The 20,002-nt window shown below is 67.6% G+C and carries 14 protein-coding genes; 4 read left to right on the plus strand and 10 right to left on the minus strand.

Annotated features, from left to right (window positions below):
* Window positions 1–97: 97 nt before the first annotated feature.
* The 9 genes from VF167_14270 to VF167_14310 form a co-directional block, all read right to left on the minus strand.
* The gene (locus tag VF167_14270; protein HEX6926583.1) at window positions 98–922 is read right to left on the minus strand and encodes a nucleotidyltransferase family protein; all 825 of its coding nucleotides are present in this window, start codon (window positions 920–922) and stop codon (window positions 98–100) included.
* The gene (locus tag VF167_14275; protein ID HEX6926584.1) at window positions 919–2,730 is read right to left on the minus strand and encodes a sodium:solute symporter family protein; all 1,812 of its coding nucleotides are present in this window, start codon (window positions 2,728–2,730) and stop codon (window positions 919–921) included. Before VF167_14275 ends, VF167_14270 begins: the two co-directional genes overlap by 4 nt.
* Window positions 2,731–2,855: 125 nt before the next feature.
* A complete protein-coding gene (locus VF167_14280) occupies window positions 2,856–4,346 on the minus strand; it encodes an alpha-L-fucosidase (protein ID HEX6926585.1) in 1,491 nt (496 codons plus the stop codon).
* Entirely contained in the window at window positions 4,343–5,722 is a 1,380-nt protein-coding gene (locus VF167_14285) for a Gfo/Idh/MocA family oxidoreductase (GenBank protein ID HEX6926586.1), read from the minus strand. Before VF167_14285 ends, VF167_14280 begins: the two co-directional genes overlap by 4 nt.
* A 36-nt stretch (window positions 5,723–5,758) precedes the next feature.
* Window positions 5,759–6,943 (minus strand): galactokinase, encoded by a 1,185-nt coding sequence (gene galK / locus VF167_14290; protein HEX6926587.1) that lies wholly within the window; start codon window positions 6,941–6,943, stop codon window positions 5,759–5,761.
* 51 nt (window positions 6,944–6,994) lie between these two features.
* Complete coding sequence (locus VF167_14295; GenBank protein ID HEX6926588.1) at window positions 6,995–8,044, minus strand: UDP-glucose--hexose-1-phosphate uridylyltransferase; 1,050 nt, start codon at window positions 8,042–8,044, stop codon at window positions 6,995–6,997.
* Window positions 8,045–8,078: 34 nt separating this feature from the next.
* Window positions 8,079–8,384 (minus strand): hypothetical protein, encoded by a 306-nt coding sequence (locus VF167_14300; GenBank protein HEX6926589.1) that lies wholly within the window; start codon window positions 8,382–8,384, stop codon window positions 8,079–8,081.
* Between the two features lie 102 nt (window positions 8,385–8,486).
* Window positions 8,487–10,199 carry a sodium:solute symporter family protein gene (locus VF167_14305; protein ID HEX6926590.1) on the minus strand — a complete coding sequence of 571 codons (1,713 nt, stop codon included), beginning with the start codon at window positions 10,197–10,199 and terminating at the stop codon, window positions 8,487–8,489.
* 120 nt (window positions 10,200–10,319) lie between these two features.
* Window positions 10,320–12,668: a tetratricopeptide repeat protein gene (locus tag VF167_14310; GenBank protein ID HEX6926591.1), complete on the minus strand. Its 2,349-nt coding sequence runs from the start codon at window positions 12,666–12,668 to the stop codon at window positions 10,320–10,322.
* 461 nt (window positions 12,669–13,129) lie between these two features.
* On the opposite strand from VF167_14310, the gene VF167_14315 reads away from it, so the two are divergent.
* From VF167_14315 to VF167_14330, 4 genes are read left to right on the plus strand one after another with little or no spacing between them, the layout of a single operon-like run.
* Window positions 13,130–15,031 (plus strand): M1 family metallopeptidase, encoded by a 1,902-nt coding sequence (locus tag VF167_14315; protein ID HEX6926592.1) that lies wholly within the window; start codon window positions 13,130–13,132, stop codon window positions 15,029–15,031.
* Window positions 15,031–16,077, plus strand: coding sequence for a galactose-1-phosphate uridylyltransferase (galT, locus tag VF167_14320; protein HEX6926593.1), 1,047 nt, complete (start codon window positions 15,031–15,033; stop codon window positions 16,075–16,077). Before VF167_14315 ends, galT begins: the two co-directional genes overlap by 1 nt.
* Complete coding sequence (locus VF167_14325; protein HEX6926594.1) at window positions 16,070–17,083, plus strand: hypothetical protein; 1,014 nt, start codon at window positions 16,070–16,072, stop codon at window positions 17,081–17,083. Before galT ends, VF167_14325 begins: the two co-directional genes overlap by 8 nt.
* Window positions 17,080–18,576 carry a hypothetical protein gene (locus VF167_14330; protein HEX6926595.1) on the plus strand — a complete coding sequence of 499 codons (1,497 nt, stop codon included), beginning with the start codon at window positions 17,080–17,082 and terminating at the stop codon, window positions 18,574–18,576. Before VF167_14325 ends, VF167_14330 begins: the two co-directional genes overlap by 4 nt.
* Here the strand turns inward: VF167_14330 and VF167_14335 are convergent.
* The gene (locus VF167_14335) at window positions 18,552–19,910 is read right to left on the minus strand and encodes a Gfo/Idh/MocA family oxidoreductase (protein HEX6926596.1); all 1,359 of its coding nucleotides are present in this window, start codon (window positions 19,908–19,910) and stop codon (window positions 18,552–18,554) included. The two genes, VF167_14330 and VF167_14335, sit on opposite strands and share 25 nt — an antisense overlap.
* Between the last annotated feature and the right edge of the window lie 92 nt (window positions 19,911–20,002).

Raw genomic sequence — 20,002 nt, forward strand, 5'->3', positions numbered from 1 at the left:
CAGTGTCCCTGGAGGCGCGAGAGCAGCGGATGGCGCCCGTCGGCGAGGTCGCCGAGGGGCGCTCCTGCGCCGAGTCCGGGATCGGTGAAGCCGGAGATCAGAGGCGCACCTCGACTTCGCTGAGCCGCTCTTTTACGGCGGCGATGTCGGCGCGCGAGGAGAGATCGAGGACACCGCCTGAGGCGGGTACCACGACGAACTTCATCCCCATGTGGTCGATCGCGTACTGAACCGCCCGCGGGATCTCCAGCTCTCCACGCTCCGAGACCGGGATGGCCCGGCATGCTTCGAAGATTTCCGGCGTGAAGCACCAGCAGTTCATGCTGACCAGCGCCCCCGGACCGAGCTCGCGAGCGATCTCCGGGTCGGGCTTCTCCACCACTTTCGTGAGGGTGCCGTCCGGCGCTGTCTGGAGCAGCGCGAAGCTCAGAATGCGCTCCGGACCGATATTTCCGTCCCGGATCAGGCTCTCACGCTCGAATCCGAGCAGGCTGGGGGCGCCCTGGCGACGCAGAGCCACCAGCGCCTCGACCGGATAGTAGTTGTCGGAGTTCAGCACGACGAAGGGATTTCCGTCCACGAATCCGCTCGCCGCGAGCACGGCGTCCGCCGTGCCAAGCGGGCGCTCCTGTACGGCGAAGTGGACGTTGATCCGGCGCGGGGCATCCGGCCCACCATAGCGCTCCCGCACGACGTCGTGCTCCGGGCCGACAACCAGACAGGCGTCGCTGAAGCCGGCGTCAGCCAGGCCGGAAAGAACGAAGTCGAGAAAGGGCCGCCCGACCGGGATCATCGCCTTCAGGCCAGTCGCCGCGACTGCAGCCTGCTCCGCATCGAGTCGGGCCGAATCGTCGTTGCGGCGCATCCGCGTGCCCAGCCCGCGGGCCAGCACGACCGCCCGGGTTGCCTGCCCTTCGCTCATCCCCTACCCACCTCTACCGGTTCCGCCTCCTCGGAGCCGCCCGATCGTACTCCAGGCGACATACGCGGCAGGATGCGCATCAGCCCGCCCACGCTGATAACGAAGAGGACCAGCCAGACCATCCCCTGCGCGATCTCGCCGTACAGAAAGCTGCCGCTCCCGAATAGTGCTCCGTAGATGGCCGTGCACCCCAGCACCCACCCGAGCAGCGCCTGCGGAAGGCTGTCACCCGCGGTGACGGGGCCCGCCCGCTCCGCGATCGGCCTCCACCCCGGTCCCCCGGGTCGCACGAGGCGGTAGAACTCAATCAGCGTCTCTTCCGAGCTCGGGCGGGTCAGGTAGGTCGTGACCACCCAGATGGCCGTGGTGACGGCCACCGTCACGAGCAGCGACACGTGCGCCGGGATGGTACCGCCACGCTGTGCCGCGATGAAGAAGCCCACAGACACGACGAAGGAGCTGGCCATCGCGGCCACCTCGGTCCAGGCATTGATCCGCCACCAGTACCACCGCAGCAGGTAGATCAGGCCGGTGCCGGCGCCGATGGACATCAGCAGCTCGAAGGCCTGACGGGCTGAATCGAGGACCAGCGTGACCCCGGCGGCGACCAGCATCAGTAGTCCGGTGACCACGCGTCCCACGAAGACGTAGTGGCGTTCGGTCGCATCCGGCCGGATGAATCGCCGGTAGAGGTCGTGCACCAGGTATGAAGTACCCCAGTTCAGGTGGGTTGAGATGGTGGAGACGTAGGCGGCCAGCATCCCCGCGATCATCAGGCCCAGCAACCCTGCGGGGAGGAAGGTCAGCATGGCGGGATAGGCCATGTCGTGACCGATCAGGCTGCGGTCGACGTAGGGGAAGGCGGCGGCGATGTCGTCCAGCGTAGGAAAGACGAGGATGGACGCGAGCGCCACCAGGATCCACGGCCATGGGCGTAGAGCATAGTGCGCCGCGTTGAAGAAGAGCGTCCCGGAAAGGGCGTCCCGCTCGCTCCGGGCGGCCAACATCCGCTGCGCGATGTAGCTACCTCCGCCCGGCTCCGCCCCCGGGTACCAGACCGACCACCACTGCACGGTCAGCGGAATGACCAGCAGCGTGAGCGTCAGGGACCAGTCACCAAAGTCCGGCAGCAGGTGGAGCGTCTGCGCGGGAACACGCTCCAGCAGCCCGGAGAGCCCGCCCACTTGCGGTTGCCGAAGTGCGAAGACCGCGGCCGCGATAGCGCCGGTCATCGCCACGACGAACTGGATGAGATCCGTCACCATCACCCCCCACAAACCGGAGATGGCGGCGAAGGCGATGCTGATGATGACGCAGTAGGTGAGCGTCTTGCCGATAGGCCAGCCCAGCAGCACGGCGGCGATCTTGGCGGCGGCCAGGTTCACCGACGCCATGATCACGCAGTTGAAGAAGAGCCCTAGGTAGACCGCGCGGAACCCGCGCACGAAGGTCGCCGCCCTGCCCGAATAGCGGATCTCGTAGAACTCGAGGTCGGTGAGCACGCGGGAGCGGCGCCAGAGGCGGGCGTAGAAGAAGACGGTGGCCATGCCCGTGAGCAGGAACGCCCACCAGGCCCAGTTGCCAGCCACGCCGCTCTCGCGCACGAGGTTGGTGACCAGGTTCGGGGTATCCGTGCTGAAGGTCGTGGCGACCATCGACACCCCGATCAGCCACCAGGGCGCGGCCTGTCCGGAGGTGAAGAACTCCGCCGTGCTCGACCCTGCCCTGCGGGCCAGCAGGATCGCCGGGACGAACGAGATGGCGATCGACAGGATGATGATTGCCCAATCGATGGGAGCGAGGTGCATACGAGCGGCGGGTAGAAGGCGTCGGTCCGAGTGGACGAATCAGGAACAGCGTACCGCCCCGGCGAGCCGTTGCGGGTCCGTCGAACACTCCTGATTCGCAGGTCGTAGCTCCTGGCTGCCTCGGCTCACAGAACCGCCTGCCGGTACAGTCCGATCGTCGAGATGCGTGGCACGTCCAGCGCCGATTCGATGGAGAGGCGGATCCGGCGTGCGCTGATCGGCTCGGGGGTACGATCGAGCTTGCGGTTGCCGATGGTGCTTCCGCTGGAGGCGATGGTCCAGCCGTTCGGGGTCAGGGCGTGCACCTCGTAGCGCTCGACATGCTGCCCCTCGGCAATGGCCTCGCGCAGCTCCACCACATTGAACTCCACGGGGGTGGCGAAATCCAGCTCGACGTAGCCCGAGCGCGCGCTTCCTCCGGGGCTCCAGTAGGTATCCGGGTCACCGTCGAGGACCCGCGACGCTCCCGTTCCCCGGTTCGCCGAGGCGCGAGCCCCGCGCGCGAGATCCCGGGCAAAGACCTGCTCCCGCAGCTCGTGGAATTCCCGCAGCCGCTGCACGTCCGTCTCATGGAACAGACCGTCGCTGGTCGGCGGAACGTTCAGCAGCAGGTTGGCGTTCCTTCCCACGGACATGAAGTACAGCTCGAGCAGGTTCTCGGCGGTGCGCACCTCGGTGTCCTGCTCCGGATGCCAGAACCACCCCGGCCGAATCGACACGTCCGCCTCGCCGGGGCGCCAGACAGTGCCGTGGGGGTGTCCGTGCTGAAGGGCATGGATGATCTCCGGCCCCGACATTCCCGGATATGGCACGACTGTCGGATCGACTGTCGACCAGTTGGGGTCTCCGGCAATGCCTCGCTCATTCCCGATCCAGCGGATGTCCGGCCCGGCGTCCGAAAACATGATCGCGTCCGGCTGGAGCGTGCGGACGGTCTGATGAAAGCGCGGCCAGTCGTACTCCTGCCGACGTCCGTTCGGGCCTTCCCCGTTCGCCCCGTCGAACCACACCTCCGCGATCGGTCCGTACCAGGTGAGCAGCTCGGTGAGCTGGCGTACATAGAAGTCGTTGTACGCCGGGGAGTCCCCGTACATGGGCGCGTTGCGGTCCCAGGGAGAGAGGTAGAGACCTACCTTCAGGCCCTCGGCTCGCGCGGCGTCGACGAACTCGCGGACGACGTCGCCCTGGCCATCACGCCAAGGGCTGCTCGCGACCGAATGTCTCGTCGTCTCGGTTGGCCAGAGGCAGTAGCCGTCGTGGTGTTTGGCGGTCAGGATGATCAGCTTGAAGCCACCGTCGCGCGCGGCGCGAGCCCACTGGCGGGCATCGAGTCTGGCCGGGTTGAAGAGGGCCGGGTCTTCCTTCCCGTCGCCCCACTCACGGTTGGTGAAGGTGTTGATGCCGAAGTGGACGAACATGGTCAGCTCGTCCCGCTGCCACGCGAGCTGCGCGGGCGACGGGACGGGACGCGCAGCGGCGATCCCGGTCAGCGCCGGGCCGAGCGCGCGCGCCAGGCCTGGGTTCGTGGCCGCCGCTCCGAGCGCCAGCCCGCTGGCCCGCAGAAAGGTGCGCCGATCGATCCGCTGCCGAGACGCGTGGACGGGGCGACCGTTCATGCCGACGTGCTCGACTCCATCTTGCCAGGATCGATGATCCCCAGCGGCGGACGCGTGCGCCAGCCACCGCGGGTGAAGTCGGGGAAGTCTACCGCGGCGCTACGATTGGTGATGGAGCGCTCGCTCAGGTCGACAATCGCGCTCCAGGCGGCGCCGTCGTACACGTCCATATCGGTGGGCTCGCCGTTCAGAAGGCACTGCACCAGCCGGTAGTCCTCGATGTAATCCATGCCGCCGTGGCCGGCGCCCGCCGATGCCGCCTCCAGCGCACGCCAGATCGGATGGTCGAACTCCGCACGATACTGGTTGAAGTCCTCCCAGGCGTCGTCCTCCGACCTTCCCTCCAGGTAGATCAGCGGCTCGGGGTACTTACGCACCAATCCACGCGTCCCCTGCAGCAGGATGTTCCGGCTGTATGGACGGGGCGAGTTGGTGTTGTGTGTGATCAGGATCGTCTGGCCCGCGACCGTCCTGATCAGGGTATTGATCACGTCGCCCTGCGCGTACTTCTGCTTCGCCTCAGGGCTGTCCGGACCGATGTGCTCCGCGGCCCAGAGGTTCAGACCGCGACCGGGGCTCGCCATCGAGACGAGGTACTCGAACTGGTTCCCCCGGTTGATGTTCATCCACTGCGCGACCGGTCCGACGCCATGGGTGGGGTAGAGGTCCGCGTTGCGGGTGATGGAGTGCTTCACCCGCCAGCGGTTCACATAGTAGTCCGTCAGCTTCAAGCTGCGCAGGTCGTGGAGGTACCCGCACTCGGCGTGGAGCAGATCACCGAACTGGTTCTGCCGGACCATGTTGAGAATCATCATCTCGGCCCGGTCGTAGCAGCAGTTTTCCATCATGACGCAGTGCCGCTGCGTCTGCTCCGCCGTCTCGACGAGCTCCCAGCATTCGTCGATGGTGGGAGCCATGGGGACCTCGGTCGCGGCGTGCTTCCCCGCCCGCATGGCAGCGAGCAGCACCGGGGCATGGAGCTCCCAGGGGGTCGCGGTGAAGACGAGATCGACGTTGGGTAGATCGCAGAGTCGCAGATAGTCCTCCGGCCCTCCGGCAAAACCCTGCGGCTGCGGCTGCCCTGCATCGGTGACCAGCTTCCGCGCGCGCTCCATGTGCTCGGGAAGCAGGTCGCAGATCGCGGTCACCTCGACGTTGGGGATGCGCAGGAAATTCCGGACGTGGCTGGTGCCCTGGTGGCCGACGCCAACAAAGCCGACGCGAACCTTCTCCAGCGGTTCGGCGGCGAACAGGCCGGTGGGCGCGGGGCGGCGGCTCGCCTGCGCGGCGAGGCGGTCGGAAGTCAGTGCGTATCCGGCGCCGAGCCCTGCAGCGGCGGCGCGCAGGAACTTTCGACGGTCGTAGCGATCTGCCATGGGTATACTCCGGGAAGGGGCCTAGGAGCAGGGAGTTTAGCCGCGCGCCAGGGGAGGAGCAAGGTGAAACTGGTCCACGGCGGCGCCGGCTGTCGCACGCGTCACATATACCTTGGGAACCAGTCCCGTGCGCTGGCGATAGGCCTCGACAACGGTCTCGGTAAATTCCTCGGTCGAGTCGCGACGCACGAGGGCGACCGCGCATCCCCCGAAGCCGGCGCCGGTCATACGGGCGCCGAAACAGGCGGGGTGTGCGGAAGCAATCTCCACCATGGTGTCGAGGGCTTCGCTCGAGACCTGGAAGTCGTCGCGCAGGCTGCGGTGGCTCTCGGCCATCAGGGCGCCGAGCCGCTGAGCATCACCTGCGCGCATGGCTTCGGCCGCGGCTTCAGTCCGGGCATTTTCAAGAACGACGTGGCGGGCGCGGCGGGCGGCGACCGGGTCGAGTCCCGCCACCCCCTCTTCGAAGCGCTCAGGGGTGAGATCGCGCAGGGCCTTCACACCGAAATGCTCGGCGGCGAGCTCACATTGGGTGCGCCGTTCGTTGTACGCCGAGCCGCTGAGCTCCCGTCGGGTGGAGGTATCGAGGATCACCACCAGTGCCTCCTCGGGAAGCGGCACCGCGGTGGTGTCCAGCGTTCTGCAGTCGATCAGCACCGCGTGGCCCTCCTGTCCCACCGCGGAGATCATCTGGTCCATGATCCCGCACTGCACCCCCACCCAGGCGTTCTCGGCGCGCTGGCAGAGTCTGGCCATCTCCTTGGCGTCCCAGGGCGCCCCGGCCGCGGCGGTGATCGCCCGCGCGGTGGCGAGCTCGACCGCCGCGCTGGAGGAGAGCCCCGCGCCGATCGGCACGTCTCCGCCCAGCACACCGTCCCATCCGGCGACAGGACGGCCTGCGTCTGCCAGCGCCCACGCGGTTCCCTTGAGATACTCGATCCAACCCCCGTCCCCGCGCTCGGGGGCGGCGGCGTCGAAGCTGCGCACGCGCTCGTAGTCGAGCGACTGGACCGAGATCACCGTATCCTCACGCGGCCTGAGCGCGATCCATACCGCCGGCTCGATCGCCATCGGCAGGACGAAGCCGTCGTTATAGTCGGTGTGCTCCCCGATGAGGTTCACCCGGCCGGGCGCTCGCACGACCAGTGACGGCTCCTCGTTCCACTTAGCCCGGAAGGCGTCGATGACCCGCGCGCGCACCGTCGGGGCCGCTTCATTCATACGATCCCTCAAAACTCCCGCCCTCTCCGCCGGCAGGCGCGCCGGCCTCAATCATCGATGTACGGTTGTGGACTCAGGTACTTCGCGTAGCCGCGCGGCCGCGGCCTCGGGGGTGAGGTCGCGCTGCGGCTCCGCCATCATCTCGTATCCGACCATGAACTTGCGCACCGTGGCGGAGCGCAGCAGCGGAGGATAGAAGTGAAAGTGTAGGTGCCATTCGGGATGATCCTTGCCGTCCGTCGGGGCCTGGTGGACTCCGGCGGAATAGGGGAAGGTCGTCCCGAACAGGTTGTCATAGCGGCTGGTGAGCCGCTTCAGGGCCACCGCCAGGTCGTCGCGCTCATTCGCCTCCATCTCCAAGAGGCTGGCCATTCGTCGTCGCGGTAGAACGATCGTCTCGAACGGCCAGATCGCCCAGTAGGGTACGATCACGAGCACCGACCCCTGTTCGAAGACGATCCGCTCCTCGCGCCGTAGCTCGAGCGCGGCGTAGTCCGCGAGCAGGGAGCGCCCGGTAAGCTCGTGGTACTCCAGCAACCGCGCCCCCTCCTTCGCCAGCTCCAGCGGAATCGACCGTTGCGCCCAGATCTGGCCGTGGGGGTGCGGATTGCTACACCCCATCATGGTACCTCGGTTCTCGAAGACCTGCACGGAGGCAATGTCGCCGCGCGCTCCCAGCGTCTCGTACTGGTCGGCCCAGAGATCGACGAGGCGGCGGAGCGCGGAGGGCTCCATCCCCGCCAGCGTGAGGTCGTGGCGGGGAGAGAAGCACACCACCCGACAGATGCCGCTCTCGGCGCGCGCAACCAGCAGCCCCTCCTCGTCGATTTCACCCTGCGGGGTGTCGGGGAGCAGCGCAGAGAAGTCGTTGTCAAAAACAAAGAGGTCCGTGTACGGTGGATTCCGGTGACCACCAGCTCGGGTGTTCCCCGGGCAGAGATAGCAGGCAGGATCGTACTCCGGTCGCACCTCGGGCTCCGGCGTCTCGATCTGCCCCTGCCAGGGGCGTCGCATACGGTGCGGAGATACCAGGACCCACTCGCCGGTGAGCGGATTGAAGCGGCGATGCGGATCCTCCTGCGGTCGGAAGGATCCGTTCACGAGCGGCCGGCGAAGCTACAGGCGGGGGAACAGGTCATTCCTCGGTCCCGGGCGGGCGCACGACGGGATTGCTGCTCTCCAGACCCTCGCGGTACTCTCGCTCTTCGATCTCCCGTCCTTCCGGGTCGACCTCCGCCGAGCGAGGTGCCGCGGTGCCTCTGCGGGCGAGGTAGAGAAGCCACACCCCGAAGAGCAGAACCACCAACCCCCAACCGAGGTTGACGTTCACCCCCAGCGAGCGGACATAGATCGAGGGATCGGCGGCCAGGCCGTACACGGCCAGCAGGATGCCGATCAGCGTGAAGAAAGCCCCCATCGGGAGGCGGATGTCCATTCCCATCGGCTACTCCGGCGTGGAGTGCAGTTGCGTTCTTTCCGCGTGCGCCCACCCACCAGTTTACCTCGACCGAGGGGTAGGCTCCGGCGGTTGCGGGAGACGCGATCAGAAGAACACGAGGTTCAGAACCAGCGTGAATGCAAGAACCACTACGCCGAGCGTTGCGGGGCGCCGGTGCCAGGGCACCCCTTCCTCGCGCGGTCGCTCCGTCAGGCTGTACACCAGACCGCGCAGCTCTTCCGCCGGGCGCGGCCGCGTCAGCAGGCTCACCACGATGGTGACCACGAAACAGGTGGTCCAGGCGTAGATGGCCGTCCAGAAGTTCTGCGCCATCTCGCTCGGGTAGGTGCCCAGCACCGCCAGGTATCCACCCTTGATGCCCGTGGCGGAGCCGACCGGCAGGCTCAGGCCGTGGTGGATTGCGGCGGCGAGCGTGCCCGCCACCAGCCCGGTGAAGGCCCCGTGGCCGGTCGTGCGCCGCCAGAACATCCCCAGCAGGAAGGTCGCGAAGAGCGGAGCGTTCACGAACGCGAAGACGAGCTGCAGCATGTCCATGATGTTGTTGAACGCCGTCGTCGCGTACGCGGTCAGCACCGAGAGCCCGATGCCGAAGACAGTGGCGAAGCGGCCCATCCACAGATAGTGGGAGTCGGAGCCGTGCTTGTGGATGTAGGCCTGGTAGATGTCGTAGGTCCACACCGTGTTGAAGGCGGTGACGTTACCCGCCATCCCGGACATGAACGAAGCCATCAGCGCGGTCAGCCCGAGGCCGAGCAATCCCGAGGGGAAGTAGTGGACCAGCATGAGCGGGATGGCGAGATCGTAGTTGTACGTGCCATCCTCGCCCATGGGCAGGGCAAAGCCGCTCGCACCCGCCTGCGTGGTGAGCGCGATCGCGATCATCCCCGGGAGGATCACCAGGACCGGGAAGATCATCTTCGGGAACGCGGCGATGATGGGGGTGCGGCGGGCGGCGCTCATCGAGTCAGCGGCCATCGCTCGTTGGACGACCAGAAAGTCGGTCGTCCAGTAGCCGAAGGAGAGCACGAAACCCAACCCCATCGCCAGGCCGAACCACTCTACGCCCATCGGGTTCGTGGCCGCATCGCCCATGAAGGCCCATGAATGCGTCCAGGCGCCCGGGGCGAAGCCGGCCTGGCTGGCCGTTACCTCGAGGCGCTGGGTCAGCCCGTCCCATCCGCCCACATCGCGCAGCCCGAGGTAGACCAGGGGGATGAAGCCCGTGACGATGAGGAAGAACTGCAGTACCTCGTTGTAGATGGCGGAGGTGAGCCCGCCGAGGAAGATGTAGAGCAGCACGATCACAGCTGAGACCAGCACGCTGACGTTGAAGTCCCAGCCGAGGAGCACGCCGAGCAGCAGGCCCATGGCGTACATCGAGATCCCGGAGGAGAAGACAGTCATGGCCGCGAAGCTGATCGCGTTGAAGCCGCGCGTCTTCTCGTCGAAGCGTAGCTTCAGGTACTCGGGTACCGAGCGGGCACGCGAGCCGTAGTAGAACGGCATCATGAACACGCCCACGAAAACCATCGCCGGGATAGCCCCTACCCAATAGAAGTGACTGGTGGCGATACCGTACTTCGCGCCGGAGGCGGCCATGCCGATCACTTCCTGCGCGCCGAGATTGGCGGACAGGAAGGCTAGCCCCGCGACCCATGCCGGGATCGACCGCCCCGAAAGAAAGAAATCCGTGCTCGACCGCATGTAGTGGCGCAGCGCGAACCCGATGCCGAGCACGAACGCGAAGTAGATGATCAGGATCGCGTAGTCGATTGGTGCGAGAGCGAAGGTCTCCAAAGGCCGATCGAGTGAGATTGTCAGCAGAGTCGGGGAAGGCCGGGCGAATCGTAGGTCGCGCGGGGGGAAGGTGTCAACTCCCGCTTGCGGCGGGAGCGGTCGAGGCAGGCGGCATGGGAGTTATCGAGCCGCTTGTAGAGACCGCACCAGCTCGGCCGCTACCGGATCCTGCGGGAAGGTGGCGAGCAGCCGTTCCGCCGCCGCCAGCGCCGCGGCCCGCTCCCCCGCATCGCGGTGGAAGGTGGCCAGCGCGAACAGCAGGTCATAATCGCGGGGGTGACGCTCGAGGGCTGTTTCGAGTACCGCGATCGCTTGTCGCGCTTCGCCCCCCGAATGAAGCGCGACCGCGTAGGCGTAGGCGAAGCGCGGCTCTTCCGGAGCGAGCTCCGCGGCGCGGCGCAGGCTCTCCCGCGCCTCCGCCTCGCGGCCGGAGCGCGCCAGGGAGAGACCCAACGCATGGTGGAGGTTCGCGTCTTCAGGCAGGCGCTCCAATCCATCGCGCAGCACCCGCTCCGCCTCCGCTTCCCTTCCCTGCGCACGGTAGAGATCGGCCAGGTTGACGTAAGCCGCCACTTCGCCAGGACGCATGCGCAGGGCGGCGCGGTACTCCGCCTCCGCCTCACCCACGCGGCCGAGCTGCGCGAAGAAGGTCCCCAGCGTGACGCGGTTCTCCGGGCGATCGGCCCGGTAGCGCTGGCTGGCGATGAACTCGTTGGCCGCCCGCGTGAACGCGCTCCGGGCGGCGGGGAGCTGTAGCGAGGCCGTCGCCGGCGCAAGCAACCAGGCAGCTTGTTGCCGGACGATCCGCACGGAATCGGATAGCAGCGGCGTCACCAGCGCTGCCCGCTGCTCAGGCGGCAACCCTTCCAGGGCGGAGAGGGCGGCGTGGCGGATCAGGGGGTCCGGGTCGGCCAGGCCGACGCGGGCTGCCTCCAGGACAACTACGGACGGGAGGTCCGCCAACCTCGCCAGCGCCGAAGCGCGCACGACGGTTGGCTGCTCGCGGCTGGTGGCGAGGGTGGCTAAGGCGGTGGCGGCGCCAGGCTCGGCAGCCTCGTGCGCGGCGAAGGCCTCTGCAAAGGTCTGGAAGCCGGAGGGATCGTGCCCATACCACTCGCGCACGGTGGTGGCTGCCCACTCGGCGCTCCGCTCCGTGTGGCAGCCGTTGCAGACGTTGGGAACGCCCAGCGAGACCGTCTGGTCCGGGCGCGGCACGCGGAGGCTGTGGTCGCGCCGCGGGTCGATCTGCATGTAGGTGGTCTCCGGCATGTGGCAGGAGACACACTGCGCCGCTTCCCCGTCCGCGGGGTGGAAGTGGTGCTCGGGCGTATCGTAGCGCTCGGGCGTGTGACAGCCGGTGCAGACCGCGTTGCCCTCCGCCCTCAGACGCTGCGAGTGGGGATCGTGGCAGTCCGAGCAGGTGACCCCCGCTGCGAACATCCGGCTCTGGAGGAACGAGGCGTGGATGTAGACCTCGTCGCGCTGCTGACCGTCCGCGTGATAGAGGCCAGGCATCAACAGCGAGGGGAGGTAGTAATCCAGGAAGGGCTTACCGGCAGTGTATCCTTCGACGATCTGCGCACGTCGCGAGTGGCACTGGGCGCAGACGGAGATCTCGCGCTGAGTCGCCCGCGGAGTGCTGCGCTGGGGCTTGCCGGTACTCGGGTTCACCCGCCAGGTCACCCCTTCCCGCTCGTCGAGGGCCACCAGGAGCCCCATCGACGCCGCGTCCAGACCGGCGTAGTCCTCCTGGGCGTCGGCGCTGGCCGCCCACTCGAGGTGCCGCGATCCGGGTCCGTGGCACGCCTCGCATCCCACGCTGATCTCGCTCCAACTGGTGGCGAAGGCGTCCGCCTCCCGATCGTAGTTCTTCTGGACGTTGGTCGAGTGGCAGTCGGCACACATGAAATTCCAGTTCTGGAGCCGTCCGGTCCAGTGGAGCTCGTCGGTGTGCTCGATCCGCTCACCCGGATACAATGTCATCCAGCGCTGCCCTCCCTCGCTGGCGGGACGCGAGTCCCAGGCCACGGTGAGCGGCTGGATGCGGCCGCCTTCCAGCTCGATCAGATACTGCTGGAGAGGGTAGACGCCGAAGGTGAAGCGAACCTGAAACTCTCCCTCCTGGCCGTCCGGGCCGATCGTGTGCACGAAAAAGAGGCTGTCGCGTCGCAGGAAGGTGGTGGTCACCCCCTGGTCCGTGAAGCGCACGCCGGAAAAGTCCCCCAGCACCGTCTTTTCGGTGGCCACCTGCATGGCCTGCTGGTGCTGGGAGCCCATCCAGCCGTCGAATTGCTCCTCGTGGCAGCTCGCGCAGCGCTGTGATCCGACGAACTCGGCGTTGGCAGCCTCGGGGGTCTGCTCGGCATGCTCCGAACCAGGCCCCGCACCACGCCGGAACAGCAACGCGGCTCCGATCGCCACCACCACGATCAGGGCCGCGCCCGCCCACACCCAGCGGCGTGCACCCACGCGACCGCTGGGCGGCGGGGGGGCGGGGCGCTCGGCCCCGGTACGGGGCCGGTTCCTGCGGGGCTTACGCCGAGCCATCGCGGGGGATCGTCACCGAGAGGAGGTCTGACTTCGGGACGATTGGGGCGGTGCGGGCGAAGATGATCTCGTCATCTCGCTGGTTCGTAGGGCGACTTCTCGATATCGGCCAGCTTGCGGGCATGATCTCGGCATCCACGGTTCGCGCCCATGATTCGACCATCGATGGTTGACCGGCCAGTTGGGGCACCGTTCGAGGGCTGCTGGCCTGCGGATCCTCGTGGGCTACAGGCCGCCAGGGGGCTACAACCGCCCTGTCGCCGAAGCTAGACCCCGCGCCGCCACGGTGTCAAACTGGGAACAAAGCGAGGGAACTCCACTACTAGTCGCCGCCGGCGCGACCCTGCCGCGCGCCTCACCTCAGACCCGTTGCTCGATCTGTCATGCCCTCTATCACCTCTCCAGTCCGGCTCGCGGTAGCCGTGGCGGTAGGCGTGATCAGCCTCGGCTGCTCGACCGGATCCGATGCCGGATCCGACGCGGAGCCCGCCGTCTCGGAAAGCGATATCCACTCCTTCGCCCGCCCGGACGAAGCGCGCGTCACGCACGTAGCGCTCGACCTTGACGCCGACTTCGAGGCAAAGCAGCTCAGCGGCACCGCGACACTCGACCTGACCATTGCTCCGGGGGCCAGCGAAGTGGTGCTGGATACGCGCGACCTCGAGATCCTCGGCGTGCGAACCGCCGAGGGTCAGCCACTCGACTGGCGGCTGGGAGAGGGCGACCCGGTGCGGGGCCAGCCCCTGGTGGTTTCCCTTCCGGATGAGGGGGTGCAACGGGTCGTGGTGGAGTACCATACGCGCCCGGAAGCGGCAGCGCTCCAGTGGCTGGATCCGCGACAGACCGCGGGCGGCGAGCATCCCTATCTCTTCTCGCAGGGACAGGCGATCCTCACCCGGACCTGGATCCCTACCCAGGATAGCCCGGGAATCCGGCAGACCTACGAGGCCGAGATCACCGTTCCCGAGCCTCTGGTGGCGGTGATGAGCGCGGAGATGCTGACGCCGGAAGGTGAGCCCGGGGATTCCGGCCGTACCTTCCGCTTCCGCATGGAGCAGCCGATCCCACCGTACCTGATCGCGCTCGCCATCGGTGACATCGACTTCCGCCCCATAGGCCCGCGAACAGGCGTCTACGCCGAACCCGCGGTGGTCGACAGTGCCGCCCGCGAGTTCGCAGACCTGGAGAAGATGGTCAGCGCGGCCGAGACCCTCTATGGACCCTACCGGTGGGGGCGGTACGACGTGCTGGTGCTCCCGCCCTCCTTCCCCTTCGGCGGGATGGAGAACCCGCGCCTCACCTTCGCCACGCCCACGGTCCTCGCGGGCGATCGCTCGCTGGTGTCGCTCATCGCCCACGAGCTGGCCCACTCCTGGTCCGGCAACCTGGTCACCAACGCCACCTGGTCCGACTTCTGGTTGAACGAAGGCTTCACCACCTACTTCGAGAACCGGATCATGGAGGCGCTCTACGGAGTGGAACGAGCGCGCATGCTCCAGGCGCTCGGCTGGCGCACTCTCCAGGAGGAGGTCGAGAGCCTCGGCGGCGCCGACGCACCGGATACCCGACTGCACGTCGACCTCGCCGGCCGGGATCCGGACGAGGGAATGACCGAGATCCCATACGAGAAGGGTGCCGCCTTCCTGCGCACCATCGAGGCCGCGGTCGGCCGGGAGCGCTGGGACGAGTATCTGCGCGCCTACTTCGAGCGACACGCCTTCCAGCCGATGACCACGGAAGGCTTCCTCCAGGACCTTCGCACTCACCTGATCGCCGGCGACACCGCCCTCGAGAATCGGCTGCAACTGGAGGAATGGGCGTACGGCACGGGGGTCCCGGACAACGCGGTGGTCCCGCGCTCGGACGCCTTCGCGGCGGTGGAAGCGCAGGCGCAGGCCTTCACCTCCGGCACTCCCGCGCCCGAGCTGGAGACCGCCGAGTGGAGCACACAGGAATGGCTGCACTTCCTCGGCGTGCTCCCGCGCGAGCTCACCCGAGAGCAGCTCCAGGATCTCGATCGGACCTTCGCCCTCTCCAGCGAGGGGAACAGCGAGATCCTGTTCGCCTGGCTCCGCCTGGCGGTGGACAACCGCTACGATCCGGCGATCCCTTCGCTGGAGCGGTTCCTCACTTCCCAGGGTCGCCGCAAGTTCCTCCAACCGCTCTATCAGGCGCTGATGGACGAAGGCGATTGGGGGCAGCCGATTGCTCGCCGCATCTACCAGAAGGCGAGGCCCACCTATCACGCCGTCTCCGTCGGGACGATCGATCAGATCGTGAACTGATGATCGCCGGCCAGACCTGGGAGGAGCGCTGGCATCCGCTCCGGCGGGAGTGGGTGGTGGTATCAGCGCATCGGGATAATCGACCGTGGAGAGGGGAGCAGGTAGAGACCGGGCCGCGCCAGCTGCCGCGCTATGAGGACGATTGCTATCTCTGCCCGGGCAATCTGCGCATCTCGGGCCGGCGGAACCCTCGCTACGAGGGCGTCTTCGTCTTCGATAACGACCACCCCTGCGTCGGCCCGGAAGCCCCCCGTGAACTCGAGCCGGCTCCCGGCATCTACCGGAAGCGCCGAGCTGACGGGCTCTCGCGCGTGGTCTGCTATACACCCCGTCACGACCTCACCCTGGCGGAGCTCTCGGCCCAGGAGATCGTGGAGCTGCTACGGGTGCTGCAGGAGCAATACAGGGAGCTCGCCGCGCGCCCGGAGGTCGCCTGCGTGTTGATGTTCGAGAACAAGGGTGAGGTGGTGGGGGTCAGCAACCCGCACCCGCACGCGCAGATCTACGCGACCAACTTCGTCTTCCGCACCATCGAGGTGGAGGCGGAGGCCTTCGCCGAGCACCTTGCCACCCACGGCCAACCGCTCTTCGAGACGATCATCGAAACCGAGCGTGCGGACGGCCGCCGCATCGTGGTCGATCGCGGCGATGCGCTCTCCTTCGTCCCCTACTTCGCCCGCTATCCTTACGAGACCTACGTGGCGCCGGCGGCTATGCATTCCAGCCTGGCGGAGCTCTCCGAGGGCGAGCTGACCACCTTTGCCGAAGTCCTGCGCGAGACCCTGGTGCGCCTGGACAACCTGTGGGAGATGTCGCTCCCCTACGTCATGGTCTTCCACCAGAGACCTACCGACGGACGCGGCTACCCGGGGTTCCACTTCCACATCCAGATCCTGACGCCGCTGCGGCGTCCGGGATTGCTCAAGTACCTGGCCGGACCGGAGGTGGGCGCGGGCAATTTCCTCAACGACACCTCGCCGGAGGAGAAGGCCGCGGAGCTGCGGGCCGTCTCGGCCACCCACTACCGCACCTCCGCTCATGGCTGATCCACGTCCGCTGCTCGAACCGCTGCTGGCACTTCACGACCGGATCCGCGACTCGGTGCTCGGCGCGTGCGAGCAGTCGACCGCCGACGAGCTCAGCGCGGTAGCGGCAGAGGAAGTGGGGGATACGATCTATCACATTGACCGCGTCGGCGAGGAGGAGCTGATCGCGGGGATGGAGACCATCTCGCGGCGCGAGCCCGTCCTGCTGATCGCGGAGGGGCTCCCAGAGGCCGGAGTCGCGTTGCCGGAGGGCACCCCGCCCGAGGACTGCCGCTGGCGCGTCATCGTGGACCCCATCGACGGCACGCGCGGCCTGATGTACCAGAAGCGGCCGGGATGGATTCTAACCGGGGTCGCCCCGAATCGTGGGGAGCACACCTCGCTGAAGGACGTGGTGCTCGCGGTGCAGACGGAGATCCCGCTGGTCAATCAGCACCTCAGCGACCAGGTCTACGCGTTGCGCGGAGCCGGCGCCGTTGCGACCCGCCGGAACCGACTCACCGGCGAGAGCTGGTCGATCCCGCTGCGCCCCTCCGCCGCCCGCGGTCTCGAGCACGGTTTTGCCACCATCGTTCGCTTCTTCCCCGGTGCGCGCGACGTGCTCGCCGCCATCGACGACGAGCTGGTGGAGGCGGTCGTCGGACCTCCCGTGGCGGGTAAAGCCGCCTGCTTCGAGGACCAGTACGCCTGCACTGGCGGCCAGCTCCACGCGCTGATGTCGGGCCGCGACCGCTTCATCGCGGACCTGCGGCCGCTGATGGAAGGCATTCGCCGCGAGCGCGGACTCCCCCGCGGCCTGAGCTGCCACCCCTACGACCTCTGCACCGCGCTGATCGCACAGGAGGTAGGTGTGGTGATCACCGATCCGTCCGGCGGCGAGCTCGATGTTCCGCTGGATCTCGAGAGCGATGTGGCCTGGGTCGGGTACGCCAATCAGGCGTTGCGCGAGCGGGTCGAGCCGGAGCTGCGGAGGATCCTCTCCCGGCGAGGGCTGCTCGGGCGATGACGCGGATCGTCACCCGGCCACGCGATCTGGCAGCGCTGCGGAGCACGGGTGAGTTCCGCTGGTTCACTCCCGTCCTCGAACGTCTGACTTCCCTTCGTGGCGATCCCGACCCCCTCGTCGCACGCTTTCTCGATCCCTCGCTGCCGGTGCTGATCGGCCGGGCCCCCGGCCGGCTCGACGTCATGGGTGGGATCGCCGACTACAGCGGCTCGCTCGTCCTGGAGCTGCCCCTCGCCGTCGCGACCTTCGCCGTCCTTCAGCCGCACGACTCTCCCAGCATATCCGTTCTATCGCTACGCGAGCGGGGGACGAGCTTCGCCACGCTCGACCTCCACGAGCTCGCGCGTGCAGCGACCCATCCGGGCTCCGACCAGACCTCCGTCCAGAGCGCCACAACGGAGGACGATGGGGACCCCTGGATCCGATATGTCGCGGGGGTGGTGGGCGCCTGCCTCTCGCGCGCGGGCAAGGACGTCTCCCGCGCCGCCGCCGGAGTTCGCCTGCTGATCCTGAGCTGGGTCCCCGAGGGCAAGGGGGTGAGCTCCTCGGCGGCGCTGGAGGTGGCGGTCATGGGGACGGTGGCGGCGCACCTGGGTTTGGAGCTTACCGGGCAGGAGGTAGCAAGGACTTGCCAGTGGGTGGAGAACCACGTGGTCGGCGCCCCGTGCGGGATCATGGACCAGCTCACCAGCGCGCTGGGTGAGCGCGATCGTCTTCTTCGCATCCGCTGTCAACCGGACCAGCTGGAAGACACGCTCGAGGTGCCTGCCGACTACCGCTTTTTCGGCATCGACTCGGGGGTCCGTCACGCGGTTACGGGTGCCGATTACAGCACGGTGCGCTGTGCGGCGTTCATGGGGTACCGCATCATCGCGGAGGCAGCGGGGCTCCCGGTGCGCCTCGAAGAGGAGCGGGCGATCGTGGAGGACGGGCGGTGGGGCGGCTACCTCGCGAACCTCACGCCGGACGAGCTGGGGGAGTTCGAAGATCTTCTGCCCCATCGCCTGCGCGGGTACGACTTCCTCGCCCGCTACGGCGGCCACACCGACACGGCTACCCGGGTGGATCCGGAGCGCGAGTACCCGGTGCGTGCCGCGACTCTACATCCGGTACTGGAGAACGAACGGGTAGCGGCCTTTGCGCAACTCGTCCCATCGCTCTCCTCAGTGGACAAAGCCGCGCTGAGCATGGGCGAGCTGATGTACGGCTCCCACGCCAGCTACGGAGCGTGCGGCCTTGGCAGCGAGGCGACCGATCGACTGGTCGAGCTGGTGCGCGACGCGGGCCCCACCCGGGGCCTCTTCGGGGCCAAGATCACGGGCGGGGGGAGCGGGGGGACGGTTGCGGTTCTCGCCCGCTCCGACGCCGAGGAAGCCGTGCGCGACATCGCCGCGCGGCACGCGGCGGAGACAGGCCAGCGGGTAGAGCTGTTCAGCGAGTCGGGCCCGGGGCTACGGATCGGGAAGTTCTACACTCTGTCGGGATCCGGGTGAATCCACGGTTCGCGATACGGTCGGGCGAGCCGAGCGTTCGCTTCGGGGTCGTCGATCACCCGCTGCTCCGCCGCGTCCCAGTGCAGGGTGCGGCCGAGATCCAGCGCGAGGTTGGCGAGGATGCAGCTGGCGGTGGAGATGTAGCCCTCTTCGATGTCCGAGATGGGCCGCCCTCGGCTCTCGATGGCGCGGAGGAAGTCGACCATGTGGGCGCGAATGGCGGGCGCCACGTGCCGCTCGAGGTCCTTCTCGGTGCGATCCTCCGGATACTCGTCCAGCTCCATCTTCACTTCGCGGTGGATCGGCTGCTCCTCCTGTGACAGGGGGATGAAGTCGTAGCCATTCACGCTCACCTTGAGCGTCCCCCGGTTCCCGTAGAAGGTCGCGCCCCAAGGATAATCCTCGTCGACGGGATGCCCCCAGGTTCGGTGCTGCCAGACGACGGTGACATCCTCGAAGTCGAACGTCGCCGTCTGCGTGTCCGGGACGTTGGACTTGCTCTCCGCGTCCACCAGGATCCCGCCCGTCGACGCCACGCTCCGCGGCCAGCCGAGGTCCAGGAACCAGCGGGCCATATCGAGCATGTGGATGCACATGTCGCCCAGGATGCCGTTGCCGTACTCCCGGAAGGCGCGCCAACCGCGCGGATGGACCAGCCGGTTGTAGGGGCGCATCGGGGCCGGTCCGGTCCACATCTCCCAGTCGAGATACTCCGGAGGAGGTGAGTCGGGCGGGTTCTCCCGGGTACGCATGTGGTAGTAGCAGTAGGTCTCCACCAGCCCCACCTTCCCCAGCCGGCCGGAGCGCAACAGCTCGCGTGCCTCGGCGATGTGCGCCGTACTGCGCCGCTGGGTCCCCACCTGGACCACCCGTCCGTATTTGCGTGCCGCCGCGACCATCGCCTGCCCCTCGATGACGTCCACGCTGATCGGCTTCTGCACCCAGACGTCCGCCCCGGACCGCATGGCCTCGATCGCGGCGAGCGCGTGCCAGTGATCGGGGGTGTCCACCAGCACCACGTCCAGGTCGCGGTGCCGCAGCATCTCGCGGTAGTCCGTGTACTGCCGCGGCGTGGCGCCCGAGCGCTGTCGCTGTGCCACCATCGCAGCGGCATCCGCCAGCATGTTGCGGTCGACGTCACAGAGCGAGACGACCTCGACGGGGGCCACCTGGATGAGACGGAACAGGTCGGTCTTCCCGTACCAGCCGCATCCGATCAGGCCCACCCGCATTCCCTGATGAGACGGCGCGGCGAACGCCGAGCGACCGTAGAAGGCGGCAGGCGCCGCCAGCGCCAGAGCGGTTCCCTTCTTGATGAAGTTTCTGCGATCCATACGCGGCTCCGCTGGTGAGAGTCGGGAGGATCATACGGCGTCCCGGGGGAGCGGTAAAGTCGGCTGAGACCAGCCCCCGCCGGAGATCAAGC

Source organism: Longimicrobiaceae bacterium, assembly GCA_036375715.1.
GTDB lineage: Bacteria > Gemmatimonadota > Gemmatimonadetes > Longimicrobiales > Longimicrobiaceae > DASVBS01.